Source organism: Actinomyces sp. oral taxon 180 str. F0310, assembly GCF_000185285.1.
GTDB lineage: Bacteria > Actinomycetota > Actinomycetes > Actinomycetales > Actinomycetaceae > Pauljensenia.
The window spans coordinates 102,577-118,707 of record NZ_GL622194.1 but is presented as its reverse complement, the minus strand read 5'-3'; the positions used below and the strand labels follow the sequence as shown (position 1 = coordinate 118,707).

Annotated in this window: 16 protein-coding genes; 12 read left to right on the top strand and 4 right to left on the bottom strand. The window is 66.3% G+C overall.

The window, feature by feature from the left end; genetic code table 11:
- Window positions 1-75 precede the first annotated feature (75 nt).
- The 5 genes from gap to HMPREF9006_RS00550 all read left to right on the top strand — a co-directional run bounded on the left by gap (window position 76) and on the right by HMPREF9006_RS00550 (window position 4,557).
- A complete protein-coding gene (gene gap, locus HMPREF9006_RS00570) occupies window positions 76-1,083 on the top strand; it encodes a type I glyceraldehyde-3-phosphate dehydrogenase (RefSeq protein ID WP_034230795.1) in 1,008 nt (335 codons plus the stop codon).
- Window positions 1,084-1,182: 99 nt separating this feature from the next.
- A complete protein-coding gene (locus HMPREF9006_RS00565; protein WP_009211578.1) occupies window positions 1,183-2,373 on the top strand; it encodes a phosphoglycerate kinase in 1,191 nt (396 codons plus the stop codon).
- A gap of 3 nt (window positions 2,374-2,376) precedes the next feature.
- The gene (gene tpiA / locus HMPREF9006_RS00560) at window positions 2,377-3,153 is read left to right on the top strand and encodes a triose-phosphate isomerase (protein ID WP_009211577.1); all 777 of its coding nucleotides are present in this window, start codon (window positions 2,377-2,379) and stop codon (window positions 3,151-3,153) included.
- A gap of 160 nt (window positions 3,154-3,313) precedes the next feature.
- Window positions 3,314-3,559, top strand: coding sequence for a preprotein translocase subunit SecG (secG, locus tag HMPREF9006_RS00555; protein WP_009211576.1), 246 nt, complete (start codon window positions 3,314-3,316; stop codon window positions 3,557-3,559).
- A 5-nt stretch (window positions 3,560-3,564) separates the two neighbouring features.
- Window positions 3,565-4,557: a YdcF family protein gene (locus HMPREF9006_RS00550; RefSeq protein WP_009211575.1), complete on the top strand. Its 993-nt coding sequence runs from the start codon at window positions 3,565-3,567 to the stop codon at window positions 4,555-4,557.
- A gap of 18 nt (window positions 4,558-4,575) precedes the next feature.
- Here HMPREF9006_RS00550 and pgl read toward each other — a convergent pair whose 3' ends face one another.
- From pgl to tkt, 4 genes are all read right to left on the bottom strand, one after another.
- Window positions 4,576-5,322, bottom strand: a complete 747-nt coding sequence (gene pgl, locus HMPREF9006_RS00545; protein WP_009211574.1) for a 6-phosphogluconolactonase — start codon at window positions 5,320-5,322, stop codon at window positions 4,576-4,578.
- Between the two features lies 1 nt (window position 5,323).
- The gene (locus tag HMPREF9006_RS00540) at window positions 5,324-6,265 is read right to left on the bottom strand and encodes a glucose-6-phosphate dehydrogenase assembly protein OpcA (RefSeq protein WP_009211573.1); all 942 of its coding nucleotides are present in this window, start codon (window positions 6,263-6,265) and stop codon (window positions 5,324-5,326) included.
- Window positions 6,262-7,788: a glucose-6-phosphate dehydrogenase gene (zwf, locus tag HMPREF9006_RS00535; protein WP_034230793.1), complete on the bottom strand. Its 1,527-nt coding sequence runs from the start codon at window positions 7,786-7,788 to the stop codon at window positions 6,262-6,264. Before zwf ends, HMPREF9006_RS00540 begins: the two co-directional genes overlap by 4 nt.
- Window positions 7,789-7,950: 162 nt before the next feature.
- Entirely contained in the window at window positions 7,951-10,035 is a 2,085-nt protein-coding gene (tkt, locus tag HMPREF9006_RS00530) for a transketolase (protein WP_009211571.1), read from the bottom strand.
- 128 nt (window positions 10,036-10,163) lie between these two features.
- On the opposite strand from tkt, the gene HMPREF9006_RS00525 reads away from it, so the two are divergent.
- Genes HMPREF9006_RS00525 through cmk form a run of 7 tightly spaced genes read left to right on the top strand, consistent with a single transcriptional unit; the run spans window position 10,164 to window position 16,092 of the window.
- Window positions 10,164-11,114, top strand: a complete 951-nt coding sequence (locus tag HMPREF9006_RS00525; RefSeq protein WP_009211570.1) for a site-specific tyrosine recombinase XerD — start codon at window positions 10,164-10,166, stop codon at window positions 11,112-11,114.
- 20 nt (window positions 11,115-11,134) lie between these two features.
- Window positions 11,135-11,992: a ParA family protein gene (locus HMPREF9006_RS00520; protein ID WP_426693602.1), complete on the top strand. Its 858-nt coding sequence runs from the start codon at window positions 11,135-11,137 to the stop codon at window positions 11,990-11,992.
- A complete protein-coding gene (locus HMPREF9006_RS00515) occupies window positions 11,976-12,839 on the top strand; it encodes a segregation and condensation protein A (RefSeq protein WP_009211568.1) in 864 nt (287 codons plus the stop codon). The genes HMPREF9006_RS00520 and HMPREF9006_RS00515 overlap by 17 nt, the downstream gene beginning before the upstream one ends.
- Window positions 12,832-13,392, top strand: coding sequence for an SMC-Scp complex subunit ScpB (gene scpB / locus HMPREF9006_RS00510; protein WP_009211567.1), 561 nt, complete (start codon window positions 12,832-12,834; stop codon window positions 13,390-13,392). Before HMPREF9006_RS00515 ends, scpB begins: the two co-directional genes overlap by 8 nt.
- Window positions 13,389-14,138 carry a pseudouridine synthase gene (locus tag HMPREF9006_RS00505; protein ID WP_009211566.1) on the top strand — a complete coding sequence of 250 codons (750 nt, stop codon included), beginning with the start codon at window positions 13,389-13,391 and terminating at the stop codon, window positions 14,136-14,138. Before scpB ends, HMPREF9006_RS00505 begins: the two co-directional genes overlap by 4 nt.
- Entirely contained in the window at window positions 14,135-15,337 is a 1,203-nt protein-coding gene (locus tag HMPREF9006_RS00500) for a prephenate dehydrogenase (RefSeq protein ID WP_009211565.1), read from the top strand. Before HMPREF9006_RS00505 ends, HMPREF9006_RS00500 begins: the two co-directional genes overlap by 4 nt.
- Before the next feature lie 26 nt (window positions 15,338-15,363).
- A complete protein-coding gene (gene cmk, locus HMPREF9006_RS00495) occupies window positions 15,364-16,092 on the top strand; it encodes a (d)CMP kinase (protein WP_009211564.1) in 729 nt (242 codons plus the stop codon).
- The last annotated feature ends 39 nt before the right edge of the window (window positions 16,093-16,131 follow it).

Below are 16,131 nucleotides of genomic sequence, written 5' to 3'. Positions count from 1 at the left end.
GGGCTGGGCTGGCATCCCGCGAGCCCGGTTGCATCGAAGACCGTGTCCCGTGTGGGCACGAGCAGGAGGAACATAGTGACCACCCGCGTTGGTATCAACGGCTTCGGCCGCATCGGCCGTAACTTCTTCCGCGCTGCTATTGAGCAGGGCGCGGACATCGAAATTGTTGCCGTGAACGACCTGACGGACAACAAGACCCTCGCTCACCTGCTGAAGTACGACTCGATCAAGGGCCGCTTCCAGGGTGAGGTCTCCTACGACGACGAGGGCATCGTCGTCGACGGCAAGCACATCAAGGTGCTTGCGCAGCGTAACCCCGCGGACCTGCCCTGGGGCGAGCTCGGCGTCGAGGTCGTCGTCGAGTCGACCGGCTTCTTCACCGACGGCGAGAAGGCCAAGGCTCACCTCGAGGGTGGCGCCAAGAAGGTCGTCATCTCCGCTCCCGCCAAGAACGTTGACGGCACCTTCGTCATGGGCGTCAACGAGGACAAGTACGACAACGCGACGATGAACATCGTCTCGAACGCGTCCTGCACCACCAACTGCCTCGCCCCCCTGGCCAAGGTTCTCGAGGAGAACTTCGGTATCGAGCGCGGCATCATGACGACCATCCACTCCTACACGGGTGACCAGCGCGTCCTCGATGCCCCCCACAAGGATCTGCGTCGCGCCCGCGCGGCCGCCCTGAACATGATCCCCACCAAGACCGGTGCCGCCCAGGCCGTCGCCCTGGTTCTGCCCCAGCTTGAGGGCAAGTTCGACGGCCTGGCCGTCCGCGTGCCGACCCCGACCGGCTCCCTCACCGACCTGACCTTCATCGCGAAGAAGGAGGTCTCCGTCGAGGCCGTGAAGGCCGCCGTCAAGGCCGCCGCCGAGGGCGAGCTCAAGGGTGTCCTGGAGTACACCGAGGACCCGATCGTCTCCACCGACATCGTGGGCGATCCGCACACCTCGATCTTCGACGCCACCGAGACCAAGGTTATCGGCAACCTCGTCAAGGTTCTGTCCTGGTACGACAACGAGTGGGGCTACTCGAACGCTCTCGTTCGCCTCACCGCTCTCGTCGGTTCCAAGCTCGCCTGAGCTGAGCGCCACAGCCATGAGCTGACAGCGAGATGCCCGTGCACGCTCGTGCACGGGCATCTCGTCTATCACCAACGTCTTCGAACGAAAGGACCTCCCATGAGGACCATCTCCACCCTGGGTGACCTGCGCGGCAAGCGCGTGCTGGTTCGCTCCGACTTCAACGTTCCACTCAAGGACGGCCAGATCACCGACGACGGACGTATCCGCGCCGCGCTGCCCACCCTCACGACCCTCACCAACGCCGGAGCGAAGGTCGTCATCCTGGCCCACCTCGGCCGCCCCAAGGGCAAGGTCGACCCCGCCTTCTCGCTGGCCCCCGTCGCCGAGCGCCTCGCCGAGCTGTCCGGCGTGAAGGTTACTCTCGCCTCCGATGTCGTTGGCCCCTCCGCTACCGAGACTGTCGCCGCCCTCGGTGACGGCGAGATCGCCCTGCTGGAAAACGTGCGCTACGACGCTCGCGAAACCTCGAAGGTCGATTCCGAGCGCGAGGAACTCGCCCGTGAATACGCCAAGCTCGGCGACGCCTTCGTCTCCGACGGCTTCGGCGTTGTCCACCGCAAGCAGGCCTCCGTCTACGACATTGCGAAGCTGCTGCCCTCCGCCGCGGGCCTCCTGGTCCTCAAGGAGATTGAGTCCCTGTCCAAGGTCACCGGCGATCCCGAACGCCCCTACGGCGTCGTCCTCGGCGGATCGAAGGTCTCTGACAAGCTGGGCGTCATCGCGAACCTGCTGAAGAAGGCCGACATGCTCTTCATTGGCGGCGGCATGGCGTTCACCTTCCTGGCCGCTCAGGGCTACTCGGTTGGCAAGTCTCTGCTCGAAGAAGACCAGATCGAGACCGTCAAGGGCTATATCGCGCAGGCAGCTGAACGCGGCGTTGACCTGGTCCTGCCCGTTGACGTCGTTGTCGCCCCCGAGTTTGCGGCCGACGCGCCCGCAACCGTCGTCAAGGTCGACGCGATCCCCGACGACCAGATGGGCCTGGATATCGGCCCCGAGTCCGCCAAGCTCTTCGCCGACAAGATCGCAACGGCGAAGACCGTGGCCTGGAACGGGCCCATGGGCGTCTTCGAGTTCGACGCCTTCGCCGGCGGCACCCGTGCCGTCGCGCAGGCCCTGTCGGCGGGCACCATGTTCTCCGTCATCGGCGGCGGCGACTCCGCCGCGGCCGTGCGCTTGCTCGGTTTCGACGAGAGCACCTTCTCTCACATTTCCACTGGCGGCGGCGCCTCCCTCGAGCTCCTCGAAGGCAAGGTTCTGCCCGGTATCGCAGTTCTGGAGGACTGACTCATGGCACGCACACCCCTCATGGCCGGCAACTGGAAGATGAACCTCGATCACCTCGAGGCCAACCATCTCGTCCAGGGCCTCGCGATGGCGCTCGCAGACGCGGACCACGACTACTCCAAGTGCGAGGTGCTCGTCATCCCGCCGTTTACGGATATCCGCACCGTCCAGACCATCGTTGACGCCGACGAGCTCGGCATCAAGTATGGAGCGCAGGACGTGTCGATCCATGACAACGGCGCCTACACCGGCGAGATCTCCACCGAGATGCTCACCAAGCTGGGTTGTAGCTACGTCGTCATGGGTCACTCGGAGCGTCGCGAATACCACGGAGAGTCCGATGAGCTCGTCGGAGCGAAGGCACGCAAGGTTTTCGACGCGGGCATGACCCCGATCCTGTGCTGCGGCGAGGCCCTCGAGGTGCGCAAGGTCGGCACGTACGTTGACTTCGTGCTCGGCCAGATTCGTGCGGCGCTGTCGGGCTGGAAGGCCGACGAGGTCGCGAAGATCGTCATCGCCTACGAGCCGATCTGGGCGATCGGCACGGGCGAGACCGCGTCGGCCGAGGACGCGCAGGAGGTCTGCGGTGCGATTCGTGCCGCCCTCGCCGAGGACTACGGCACCGAGACCGCCGAGGCGACTCGCATCCTGTACGGCGGCTCCGCCAAGCCCGGTAACATCAAGGAACTCATGGCCCAGCCCGACATCGACGGCGGCCTCGTTGGCGGCGCGTCTCTGAAGGCTGACTCGTTCGCCGCCATGGCAACCTTCTACGCCTGAGGCGCCGATGCTCCTCGAGGTCCCCTCCGCGTGAAGGGGAGAAGGGGCAACGGGGTGGGGCCAACCGGTGCGCCGGTTGGCCCCACCGCCATTCTTCGATAAACTTGATTCGTATGCGCCCCCACGGCGGGGTAGAACCGCACTAGAAGTTGGAATAACCGTGACCATTTTGAACAACGTTCTGATCGTGCTGATCTTCCTGACCAGCATTTTGCTGACCCTCACCGTCCTCATGCACAAGGGGCAGGGCGGCGGCCTTTCGGACATGTTCGGTGGCGGCATTTCCTCCTCCGCCGGGTCTTCGGGCGTCGCCGAGCGTAACCTGAATCGGATCACGCTGGGCACGCTGCTGATCTGGCTGGTGTGCATTGTCGGATACGCCCTCCTCGCCAAGTTTGGCGGCTGACCACCGTGGCTGACGTCGCCCTGTGGCTCCCTGCAATCGTGTGGGGAGCCATTTTTCTGTGGTCCTATTGGCGCGAACCCAGGCAATTCCGCAACGCCTTCTTCTTATTCTTCTTCTGTGCGTGCACGCTCGGCGCGGCGGCCGTGTTCTTCAAACAGTGGTGGATCACGCTCCCCATCGCGCTCGCCGTCGCTTTCACCCCGGTCATCACGATCGTGTTCATGCTCGTGAACGAGGTCATGCTCGTCAAGCGGGAGGGTTTCTCTCTCTCCCACGCCCTGCCGCTGCTCTTCGCCTGCGCCATCGTCGCGTGGTTCGGTGCGCTTCCCGTGGCCCACGCGGCGCGGCTACCCGGCGTCGTCGTTGGTTTCGTCCTGGCCGTCACCGCGTGCGGCGCGTGGTTCTTCCTCTCCTTTGCCGCGATGCTCCTCTACTCGTGGCTCTACCGTTCGCTCCCGAGGCGTCGGCGCTACGACTTCATCATCATCCACGGCGCAGGCCTGAAGGGGAAGGAGCTGACGCCGTTGCTTGCCGGGCGGGTCGAACGCGCCTGCGAGCTGTGGAATGCGCAGGGCCGGCGCGCCACCCTCGTACCATCCGGAGGTCAGGGTGAGGATGAGGAGATCTCGGAGGCCGAAGCGATGGCGCGGCACCTGCGCGCCCTCGGTGTCCCTGCCTCCCAGATCGCTTTGGAAGATCGCTCCACGACGACGTGGGAGAACCTGAGTTTTTCTCGGGACCTCATCGCCGAACGTTCCTCGGTGCCAGACCCTCGAAGCGCGCTGGTCACGAGCGACTATCACGTGTTCCGAGCCGCGATGTACGCGCGGGCGGTCGGATTGAACGCCGATGGGCTGGGGTCACGGACGGCGCGCTATTACTTTCCGACCGCCTTCATCCGCGAGTTCATCGCAATCAGCCGTCGCTACTGGTGGCCGTATGCGACGATCATGGGTCTCTGGGCTGCTTGTACCCTCGTCTTCCTGGCCTTTCGCTAGCGCGTGTGCATACAGCCCTCACGCGTGTGACACGTCAATGTCGGCCGCCGCCGCAGCGTCAAGGTACACGCGAGTCGTGGGGGTCAGCACGCCCGCAACCGGCACGCGCTGGGGTGACGCCCCCGCGAATGCCTCTCCGATAGCGCGGGCCTTGGCCGCCCCGCTCGTGGCCAGCCAGACTTCCGCGCAGCGGCGCATGAGCGGCATCGAAACCGTGATGCGCTCGGGGGGAGGCTTGGGCGAGTCACGCACTGCCAGGATCGGGCGAGCCTCATCGTCGATGCGACCGGGGAACAACGAGGCAACGTGACCGTCAGGGCCCATGCCGATGAGAGCGATGTCGAAGGATCCATCACCCATGAGCGAGGTCCACGTGTCCTCGAAGGCGAGTGCAGCCGCGTCGAGACTGTCGTCACCGCGACCGCCGGGGGCTCGTGAGGGCATGCGGATGAACTCCACGCCGGGCGCGGCGTGAAAGAAGCCTTGCCACGCCTGGTCGTCGTTGCGATCGGGGTCGCCGGCGGCGACGTAGCGTTCGTCAACGAACCACACGCGCACCCGCGACCAGTCGACCTCGCCAACTCGCCCGCGCAGAGAGGGGAGTAGGGAGGAGGTGATCGCGCCCCCGGAGATCGCCAGGTTGACCCGTTGCCCGGGCTCCGCCTCCTCGATCAGGATCCGCAAACGCGCAAAGAGGGCATCCCCGACGGCCTCGGCCAGTTCCTGCGGGCCGGGTAGCACCGCGAGCGTACGAACGCTGAGCATCTCACTTCCCCTCGGTGCAAAAGGCCAGGCGAGGAAGTTCCGTCGTCAAAAGCTCGCCGTAGTAGACATCCGGGTCGAGGCGACGCAGCTCCTCCATGAGAGAATCCTGGACGGAGCGACGCGCGAGATTCACGTTGCGATCCTCGAGTCCGGGACGGGAGAGGCGTGCCACGGAGGAGGTGGCGCTGCGCGAGAGGGACACGGTGGTGTCGTCATCGAAGAAGAAGGTGATGTCCGTGATCGTCAGGGCGTGCGGATCCACGACCCTCTCGACGGGAACACCCAGCTGGTGGTGGAGCCACGCGGCCACCAGGAACGGCGAGGGGTGGGTCGCGTTTCCCGCGATCCGAATCGAGGTGGGCATCCGATCAAGGTCCTCCGCGATAGCTGCCAGGAGTGCGCGCCACAGGGTCACGCCCGCCCATGCCAGGTCGGTGTCGCCGGAGGTGTAGACGGAGGACAAAGCCGAGAGCGTCTCCATCGGGCAGCTCGTTGCGCGAGAATCCGTGATGCGTTTGACGGCAAGACGCCCCAGGGGGTGACGGCCGGGGTCAGAGGGAGGGGTAAGCGGCCAGTAGGTGACGACCGGAGTATCGGACTGCAGGAGCGGCATGACGAGGGAGTCGATGTTTGTTGCGGCCTCACCGCGCGGCTCGAGAATGATGATGTCGGACAGGCCCGCGGCATCGCCCACGCGAATCTGCGCATTGAGGCTTGCTTCGCCCTGGACGGAGGAAGGCTCGACAATGACGATGACGCGGCAAGGGTGCTCGCGCGAAACCGCATCCGACACCTCGATCGCGTTGTCAACGTCGATGACGTCGGGAACGCAGATGAGAAGGGTCAGGACGCGGCTCAGCGCCGCGGAGCCGCGTTCGTCGCGCAGCTCGACGATGCGCGAAGCGACCTGCGCGGATGTCGTGTTCTTCAGGGTAATAATCACGGAAGCCTCCAGAAGCGGCCGTCGCGGGCCAACATGTCGTGCGCGGACGAAGGACCCCACGTGCCCGGCGCGTAGGGCTCGGGCTGACCCTGGGTGTCCCAAAAGTCGAGGATCGGGTCAAGAATCCGCCACGAGGCCTCGACCTCGCGCTGGTGGGGAAAAAGCGGAGCAGAGCCGACGAGCGCATCGAGGATGAGGCGCTCGTAGGCCTCCGGGGAATCCTCCGTGAACGCGTGGCCGTAGGCGAAGTCCATGGTCACGTCGCGCACCTGCATCTCCGTGCCGGGAACCTTCGCACCGAGCTTCAGGGTCAGTCCCTCGTCCGGCTGGACGCGGATGACGAGCGCGTTCTGACCCGATTCGCTCAGATCGGAGTTGGCGAAGGGAACGTGAGCCGAACGCTTGAAGATGACGGCAATCTCGGTGACGCGCTTGCCCAGACGCTTGCCGGCACGCAGGTAGAAGGGCACCCCGGCCCAGCGCCGCGTGTCAACATAGAGCTTGACGGCCGCGAACGTGTCCGTCGTCGAATCGGCAGGAATACCGTCTTCTTCCAGGTAACCCCGCACGCGGTCACCGCCCTGCCAGCCGCCGGCGTACTGCCCGCGAGCCGTCGCGCTACCCAGGTCCTCGGGCAGGCGAACCGCGGATAGGACTTTCTCCTTCTCCACGCGGATCTCCTCGGGGGTGAAATGAACGGGCTCCTCCATCGCTGTGAGCGCCATGAGCTGCAGGAGGTGATTCTGGATGATGTCCCTGGCAGCGCCGATGCCGTCGTAGTACCCGGCACGCGTGCCGATGCCGATGTCCTCGGCCATCGTGATCTGGACGGAGTCGACGTAGGTGGCCTTCCACAGCGGTTCAAACATCGCGTTGGCGAAGCGCATCGCCATGATGTTCTGAACCGTCTCCTTGCCCAGGTAGTGGTCGATCCGGAAGACATCACGCTCATCGAAGATCTGGGAGATGACGGTGGACAGCTCGCGAGCCGAATCCAGGTCATGGCCGAAGGGCTTCTCGATGATGACGCGGCGCCACTCGCGACCCTGACGCCTGTTGAGGCCCGTGTCGGACAGGTGCTTGGCGACGACGGGAAAGTAGGAGGGGGGAATGGACAGGTAGAAGGCGTGATTGCCGCCCGTGCCTCGGGAGCGGTCCAGTTCGGCCACGGTCTGGGCCAGCTGCCGGTAGGCGCCCGGATCGTCGAAGGTCCCGGAGACGAAACGCAAGCCCGAGCGCAGCTGATTCCACGTGCCCTCGTTGAAGCCGGTACGCGAGTGGGCCTCGATGGAGGAGCGCACATAGTCCTCGAAGTCGCGGGGGCTCCAATCGCGCCGGGCGAAGCCGGTCAACGCGAAAGCCGGATGGAGGAGACCGCGGTTGGCGAGGTCGTAGATCGCTGGCAGTAGCTTCTTGCGGGCCAGATCCCCGGTAATACCAAAGATCACGAGGCCGCACGGCGGCGAGATGCGCGGGAGCCTACGGTCTTGCGGGTCGCGCAGGGAAGGGATCTCGTTGGCCACGGGGGCGCTCCATTCGCTTGGGGACATGGGACGAGGTCGGTGAGGGCCGCGAGCGATGCCGCGGGCCGCCGGGCACCGAGGAACCGGTATGCCTAAGAGAATAGGGCTGCCGACACGCCCTCGCGCGCCAGCAGCCCTATCGCCATGAAGTTGACTAGAAAGTCACGACCTCGCAGCCTCGATGGAGTCCTTCGCGGCGGAGGCGACGTGCCCCGCGTCGATCCCGTACTTCTCGAACAGGAGGGTGCCGGGAGCCGACTCTCCGAAGTGCTCGATGGAGACGGCGCGGCCGACGTCGCCGATCCAGCGGTACCACGGCAGGGCAATGCCCGCCTCGACGGACACGCGTGCACGCACGGACGGGGGAAGGACCTCGTCGCGGTAGGCGCGATCCTGTGCCTCGAACCAGTCCAGGCAGGGCACGGAGACGACGCGCGCCGCGATGCCCTCGGCGGCGAGACTCTCGCGCGCTTCGAGGGCAACGGCGACTTCCGAGCCGGAAGCCATGAGAATCACGTCCGGAGTACCCTCGGTGTCAGCCAGCACGTAGGCACCCCGGTGCAGGTTCGCCGTGCCAGCCAGGCCGGTCCCTTCCCCGCGCGCCGGGTTGGGCAGGTTCTGACGCGACAGGACGATGGCCGCGGGGTGCGTCTGCTCAAGGATCGCCTTCCAGGAGGCAGCCGTCTCGGCGGCGTCGGCCGGACGCACGACCGCGACGTTCGGAATCGCACGGTAGGCCGCCAAGTGCTCGATCGGCTGGTGCGTGGGACCATCCTCGCCCACGCCGATGGAGTCGTGGGTCCACACGTAGGTGACCGGAAGATCCATGAGCGCGGCCAGGCGCACGGCTCCGCGCATGAAGTCGGAAAACACGAAGAACGTGCCACCGTAGGCCCGAGTCAAGCCGTCGGCGGCGATGCCGTTGAGGGCGGCACCCATCGCGAACTCACGGACGCCGAAGTGCAGGTTACGGCCGAACTCGTTGCCGCTGAAGGACGTGGAGGAGCGGTGCGCGGGCAGGAACGAGGGCTCGCCCTTGACGAACGTGTTGTTGGATCCGGCGAGGTCAGCCGAGCCCCCCCACAGTTCAGGCAGCACGGGCGCGATCGCGTTGAGCACCTGGCCCGAGGCGGCGCGGGTCGCGATCGCCTTGCCCTCCTCGAAGACGGGCAGCGCGTCGGCCCATCCTTCGGGGAGGCGGCCATCGAGGAGGCGCTCCAGCAGGGCGGCCTCCTCGGGGTGGGCATCCTTCCACGCCTCGAAGCGGGCATCCCAGTCCTTGCGGTACTCGGCAGCGCGCGCTGCGGCGCGCTCGCGCACGGTTGCCACAAGCGTGGCGTCGGCGTCGAACATCTTGTCCGGGTCGGCTCCCAGAGCCTCCTTCAGACCCTTGAGGGCATCGGAGCCGAGCTTGGAACCGTGAATCCCGCCCGTGTTCTGCTTACCGGGGGTTGGCCAACCGATGATGGTGCGCAGCGCGATGAGCGAGGGCTTCGCCGTCTCTGCCTTTGCCGCATCGAGGGCGTCGCTGAGGGCCGCGGTGTTCTCCTCGTAAGAGCCGTCCTCGCCCAGCCAATCGACGCGCTGAACGTGCCAGCCGTAAGCCTCGTAGCGTGCCAGGACGTCCTCGTTAAACGCGATCGAGGTATCGTCCTCGATCGAGATATGGTTGTCGTCCCAGATCACCGTGATGTTACCCAGCTCCTGGGTTCCCGCCAACGACGATGCCTCGGCGGAGACGCCCTCCTCGAAGCAACCGTCACCGGCGATCACGTAGACGTGGTGATCGAACACGGACTCGCCCAGAGGCGTGTCAGGATCCAGCAGGCCGTGCACGCGGCGGGCGTTCATGGCGAAACCGACGGCCGACGCAATGCCCGTTCCCAGCGGTCCGGTTGTGATCTCCACACCCTTCGTGTGTCCGTACTCGGGGTGGCCGGGCGTGAGCGAGCCCGCGGTGCGCAGCTTCTCGATGTCCTCCAGCTCAAGGCCGAAGCCCGTGAGGTAGAGCTGAACGTACTGGGTGAGGGACGAGTGCCCCGCCGACAGGATGAAGCGGTCACGGCCGATCCAGCGCGGATCCGCAGGGTCCACGTTCATGACCTTGTTGTAGAGAAGGTACGCGGCGGGGGCGAGTGAAATGGCGGTTCCAGGGTGTCCTGATCCGGCCTGCTCGACGGCATCGGCCGCGAGGATTTTCGCGGTCTTGACCGCTTCGTCGTCAATGTGGTCCCAGTGTAGTGTCACATCGGTCTCCAGGTGTCGGGCCCCAGCGTCGGGGCGAGAAACGTTTACCGTGTCACAGTCTAGCGAAACTGGCGGCAAGCGGATACCGCTCACGCGCAATCGGAGGATCGAGCGCTTACGCTGGCGCCATGACCGCCATGGATGCACTCGTGCGCGACTGGGTGGACTATCTGCGCGTCGAGAAGGGAGCGTCGACGCACACGGTGTCGAATTACCTGCGCGACGCCTCACGATACGTGCGCGACATGGAAAGCCGGGGGAGGGCAACGCTCACGGATGTCAGCGCTCACGACGTTGAGGAACACCTGGCCGGGCTCGCATCCGGCCAGGTGTCCGGTAGGCCGGCGGCCCCGTCGTCGGTTGCACGTGCCTGTGCGGCAATCAGGGGACTGCACAGGTATGCGCTGGCGGAGGGGGTCCTCAACGTCGATGTGACGGCGCAGCTGCGTGCTCCGCGCCAAGGCAGCCACCTTCCCAAAGCCCTGTCCGTTGACGAGGTGGGGCGTTTGCTGGACGCGGCCCACGCCGACGACACGCCCATTGGGCTGCGCGACGCCGCGCTGTTGGAGCTCCTGTACGCCACGGGTGCGCGCGTGTCCGAGGCCGTTGCCCTGAGCGCCGACGATCTCGATCTCGATGGGCAGGTGCCCGTCGTGCGCCTCTTCGGTAAAGGACGCAAGGAGAGAATCGTGCCGGTCGGATCCTTCGCAATCGAGGCTCTCGATGCATACCGGGTCCGTGCCCGCCCCGTGCTGGCCGCTCGAGGTTCCGGTTCGACGGCTCTCTTCCTCAATTCGCGCGGATCTGCTCTGTCCCGCCAGAGCGCCTGGACGGCCATTCGCCGCGCGGCGCAGGCGGCGAATCTCGCACACCGAGTCTCGCCGCACACGCTGCGCCACTCCTTCGCGACCCACCTTCTCGAAGGTGGGGCAAGTGTGCGCGAGGTTCAGGAACTCCTCGGGCACGCGTCGGTGGCTACCACCCAGATCTACACGCGTGTCACCGCCACCGTGTTGCGCGAGGTATTTACCGTCTCGCACCCCAGAGCGCGTGGCACGGATGAGAATGTGAAGCAATGAACTAGGATGAGCCTGTGACCATGAATTCGCATCCGACGCTCACGCCCGACCTGCCCGCCGAAACGGTCGATTTTCCGGTGCCGCCGCCGCTGACGGGACACGGTCCTGCCCGCGTTATCGCGATGTGTAACCAGAAGGGCGGGGTGGGGAAGACCACGACGACCATCAACCTGGGTGCCGCGCTGGCCGAGTACGGGCGCCGGGTCCTCATCGTCGATTTCGACCCCCAGGGAGCGGCCTCCGTGGGGCTGGGGATCAACGCGCTGGACATGGAGCAGACGATCTACACCCTGCTCATGAACCCGAAGGCCGACGTCGTCGCGACCATCTGTCACACGGCCACGCCTAACCTCGACATCATTCCCGCGAACATCGATCTGTCGGCAGCGGAGGTTCAGCTGGTGAACGAGGTCGCGCGCGAGAGTGCGCTGGCTCGCGTGCTGCGCCACGTCGAGTCCGACTACGACGTTGTCCTCATCGACTGCCAGCCCTCTCTCGGTCTTCTCGCGGTGAACGCACTGACGGCCGCGCACGGTGTCATCGTGCCGGTGGAGGCTGAGTTCTTCGCCCTGCGAGGCGTCGCTCTGCTCGTTGAGACGATCGAAACGGTACGCGACCGCATCAACCCTCGGCTCAAGATTGACGGTATCGTGGCCACGATGGTCGACAGCCGCACCCTGCACTCTCGCGAGGTGCTGCAAAGGCTTCAGGAGGCCTTCGGTGACCTCGTTTTCGACACCCGGATCGGCCGCACGATCAAGTTCCCGGACGCGTCGGTCGCGACCGAACCCATCATTTCGTACGCGCCCAACCACGCCGGAGCCCACGCGTATCGTCGACTCGCGCGGGAAGTCATCGCCCGTGGCGACGCAGCCTGAACAGCTTGAGGTACAGGGGGAGTTTGACCTCTTCGCCGTGTCTCTGCCGGTGTTCGAAGGGCCCTTCGACCTGCTTCTGTCACTGATAGCCCGCAAGAAACTCGATATCACGGAGGTTGCGCTCGCGCAGGTGACCGACGAGTTTATCGCGTTCATGCACGCCAGCCCCGACCTGTCGCGCACGAGTGAGTTCCTCGTCGTCGCAGCCACGCTGCTCGACATGAAGGCAGCGCGCCTCCTTCCGCAGGTGGACGAGGAGGCGGGGGCCAGCGAGGCGGACCTTGAGGCCCGTGACCTTCTCTTCTCCCGTCTCCTGCAGTACCGCGCCTACAAGGAAGCATCGAAGGACATCGGGCGCAGGCTCATCGACAACGAGCACTACGTGCCGCGGGAGGTCCCCCTCGAAGCGCACTTTGCGGTCATGCTTCCTCCCCTGGCGTGGACGACAACCCCGCAGGATCTGGCGCGGCTGGCCGCCGACGCGTTGACATCCCAGAGCCCGACCGTTGAGGTCTCCCACCTGCATGATCCCGTCGTGCCGGTGCGCGAGCAGGTCCTCGTGCTCTCTGCGATGCTTGCCCGGGCGGGGCGCATGACATTCGCTGAGCTGGTGTCTGACGCCGCCTCCCGTCCGGTACTGGTATCGCGTTTCCTCGCGCTCCTGGAGCTGTATCGTGACGGAGCGGTTGAGTTTGACCAGGAGGCTCCGCTGGCGCCCCTGCTCGTCTCCTGGCGCGGGCGAGCCACGGGTGACGGGCACGGATCCGAGGCATCATCCGAACGCGCAGGACGGCGCGGCGCAGGGGCATCAGTCAACGAGGAAGGGAAGGGCGCGGACAATGAGTGAGGGCGCGCTGAGGGGGCCGCTTGAGGCGATCCTGATGGTCGCGGCGGAGCCGGTGGCCGCCGAAGAGGTGGCGGCGGCCCTCGGCGTCGACGCGGGCGAGGTCGAGCGAGAGCTCAACGCGCTGGCGCGGGAGTATGGGGGCGAGGACGGCGCAGAGGCCAGGGGGTTCGAGCTGCGTCGGGTCGCGGGCGGATGGCGCATCTACTCTGCGCGCCGCTACGCGCACGCCGTGGGGAGATTTGTCGTCGGTTCCGCGCACGCGCGTTTGTCGCAGGCAGCGCTGGAAACGCTGGCCGTGATCGCCTATCGCCAGCCGATATCGCGCTCGCGCATCTGCAAGATCCGCGGGGTGAACGTCGATGGCGTCGTGCGCACCCTGCTCGCTCGGGGCCTCGTAGAAGAGACCGGCACGACACCCTCGGGGGCGCACCTATACGGGACGACCACGGAGTTTCTTGAGAAAATGGGGATGTCAAGCCTGTCCGAGCTGCTACCCTTGGCACCCTACCTGCCGGAAGCCGACGCGCTCATCGAATTGGAGGAAGAACTATGAGGGCTAACCCCTACACCGAGGGCGGAGTGCGCCTACAGAAGGTGCTTGCCCAGGCCGGGATCGCGTCCAGGCGCGCGTCCGAACAGATGATCGCCGATGGGCGCGTCAGCGTTGACGGCACAGTGGTGCGCACCCAGGGGGTGCGCGTCGATCCGGCGACCCAGGTCATTCACGTCGACGGTGAGCGCCTCATCCTTGACGAGGCCAAGCACATCGTGCTGGCGGTCAACAAGCCGATCGGCACCGTCTCCACGATGAGCGACCCCGAGGGACGTCCGACGATCGCCGACCTGATCGCAGACTACCCCGAGCGCCTCTACCACGTCGGCCGGCTCGACATCGACACGTCGGGCCTGCTGCTGCTGACGAACGACGGTGAGCTCGCCAACCGCCTGACCCATCCCTCGTACGAGATCCGCAAGACCTACGTGGCCCGCCTCCACGGTGAGGTCAAGCCGGGCGTGCGACGTCGACTGCTGGCTGGCATCGAGCTTGAGGACGGGCCCATCGCCGTCGACTCCTTCCGCCTCGTCGACACCTACGGGGATATCACGACCGTTGAGATCGTCGTGCACGAGGGCCGCAACCGGCTCGTGCGGCGCATGATGGAGGCGGTTGGCTACCCGGTGCGCGAGCTTGTGCGTACCGGCTTTGGCCCGATCAGCCTCGACCACCTCAAGCAGGGCACGACGCGCCGCATCAAGGGCAACGCCCTGACTGCTCTCTACGGGGCCGTCGGGCTGTGAGCGGGCCAGCGGCGGGCGTTGGCGCCCGCGTGGTTTCGACGGTCGGCCCGGTTCTCATCGTTGGGACGGGCCTCGTGGGTGCATCGCTTGGCCTCGCGCTGCGCGCCGGGGGCGTGAGCGTCTACCTCGAGGACGCATCCCCCACCTCCCTGCGGCTGGCTGCCGACGTGGGCGCCGGCAGGCCCCTGAGCGACGTGGCCAACGAGGCCCGGGTGGCCTGCGCGGATCGCGGACACAACCACCCCGGTTACGAGGCGCCCCGCATCGTTGTCGTCGCGACGCCCCCGGACGTGGCCGATCGTGTCATCGTCGATGCGTTGGCGCGCTTTCCCCGCGCGATCGTCACCGACGTTGCCTCCGTCAAGGACGCGATCGTTGCCGACGTCCTCGCGGCGTTGGACAGGGAGGGAAGAGGGGAAGATGCCTCCCGATACGTGGGATGCCATCCGATGGCTGGCCGCGAGCGCTCGGGCGCCGGGGCCGCGGACGCTGACCTGTTCTACGGCCGTCCCTGGGTGATTGTTGCTCACGGTAGGACGGCCCCGCGCGCGGTGCTTGCCGCCCGCGCCCTTGCCACGGACGTCGGTTCCGTCCCGCTCGAGATGAACGCGGGCACCCACGACCACGCCGTCGCGCTCGTGTCCCACGTGCCCCAGCTGGTTTCCTCGATGCTTGCGGCTCGCCTCGTTGATGCCCCCGCGCAGGCGCTCGGCCTGGCCGGGCAGGGCCTGCGGGACACGGCCAGGATCGCCGCCTCCGACCCTCGATTGTGGACGTCGATCGTGGCAGGCAATGCCGGACCTGTCACCTCGATCCTGCGCGAGCTGCGCGCGGATCTGGATGACCTTCTCGTGCACCTGGATGCGGCGGCCGAGCTGGGGCCGCTGAGGGGAGGCAGCGTCGGGGCGATCAACCGCGTCATGACGGCGGGCAACCAGGGCGTCGCCCGGATCCCCGGCAAGCACGGCGGAGCGCCGTCACGCTATCGAGAGATCGAGGTTCTGATACCCGACGAGCCCGGCGCGCTCGGGCGTCTGTTCAGCGAACTGGGGGAGTCGTCGATCAACATCGAGGATCTCGTCCTGGAGCATTCGGCCGGCGCGCAAGCCGGCGTCGCTCGGGTCATGATCGACCCGGCCGTGGCCGATCGGTGCGTTGCGGACCTGGAGGGACGAGGCTGGCGCCTCATCACTCACTAGATTGACTGTCGAAGGAGAGTGTTCGGATGAATGACATGTTGCGCCGTGAGGCGATCTCGCGCGTGGGCATCACGATCGCGATTGATGGCCCCGCGGGATCGGGCAAGTCGACGGTGTCCAAGGAATTGGCGTCCCGCCTGGGGATCGGCTACCTGGATACCGGAGCAATGTATCGCGCACTCACGTGGTACGTGCTTGACCGGGGCATCGATTGGAGCGATGGCGAGGCCGTGGCTCGTGCCGCGCAGGAGATGCCGCTGCGTATGGACTCGGATCCGGCCGACCCGCACGTGTGGATCGGGCAGCGAGAGGTGACGAAGCAGATCCGAGAGCCCAGGATTGCTCTCGAGATCAAACACGTGTCGACGAACCTTGACGTGCGCGCGTGGATGGCCGGCGACCAGCGCAGGCGGATGATGGAGGCCCGTCTGGGGGGCTCCGGGATGATCGCGGAGGGCCGCGACATTACGACGGTCGTCTGTCCGGATGCCGACGTGCGTGTGCTGTTGCTGGCCGACCAGGAGGCACGCCTGCGCAGGAGAACGCTGGAGCTGTACGGCGACGCGACGGCGGAGCACATGGAGATCGTGCGCGCGCAGGTGGAGGGACGCGACCGGGCCGACGCCGAAGTGTCGGAGTTCATGGTTGCCGCCCCGGGTGTGTCCACCGTGGATTCCACGGGCCTTGACGTCCGTGGGGTGTGCGAGGCGATCATCGGTCTCGTGGACGAGGACCTTGCTCGGCGCGACGCGTAGCCGCGCGCGCCCCCATGTTGCCTCGGCCGTGCGTGTCGC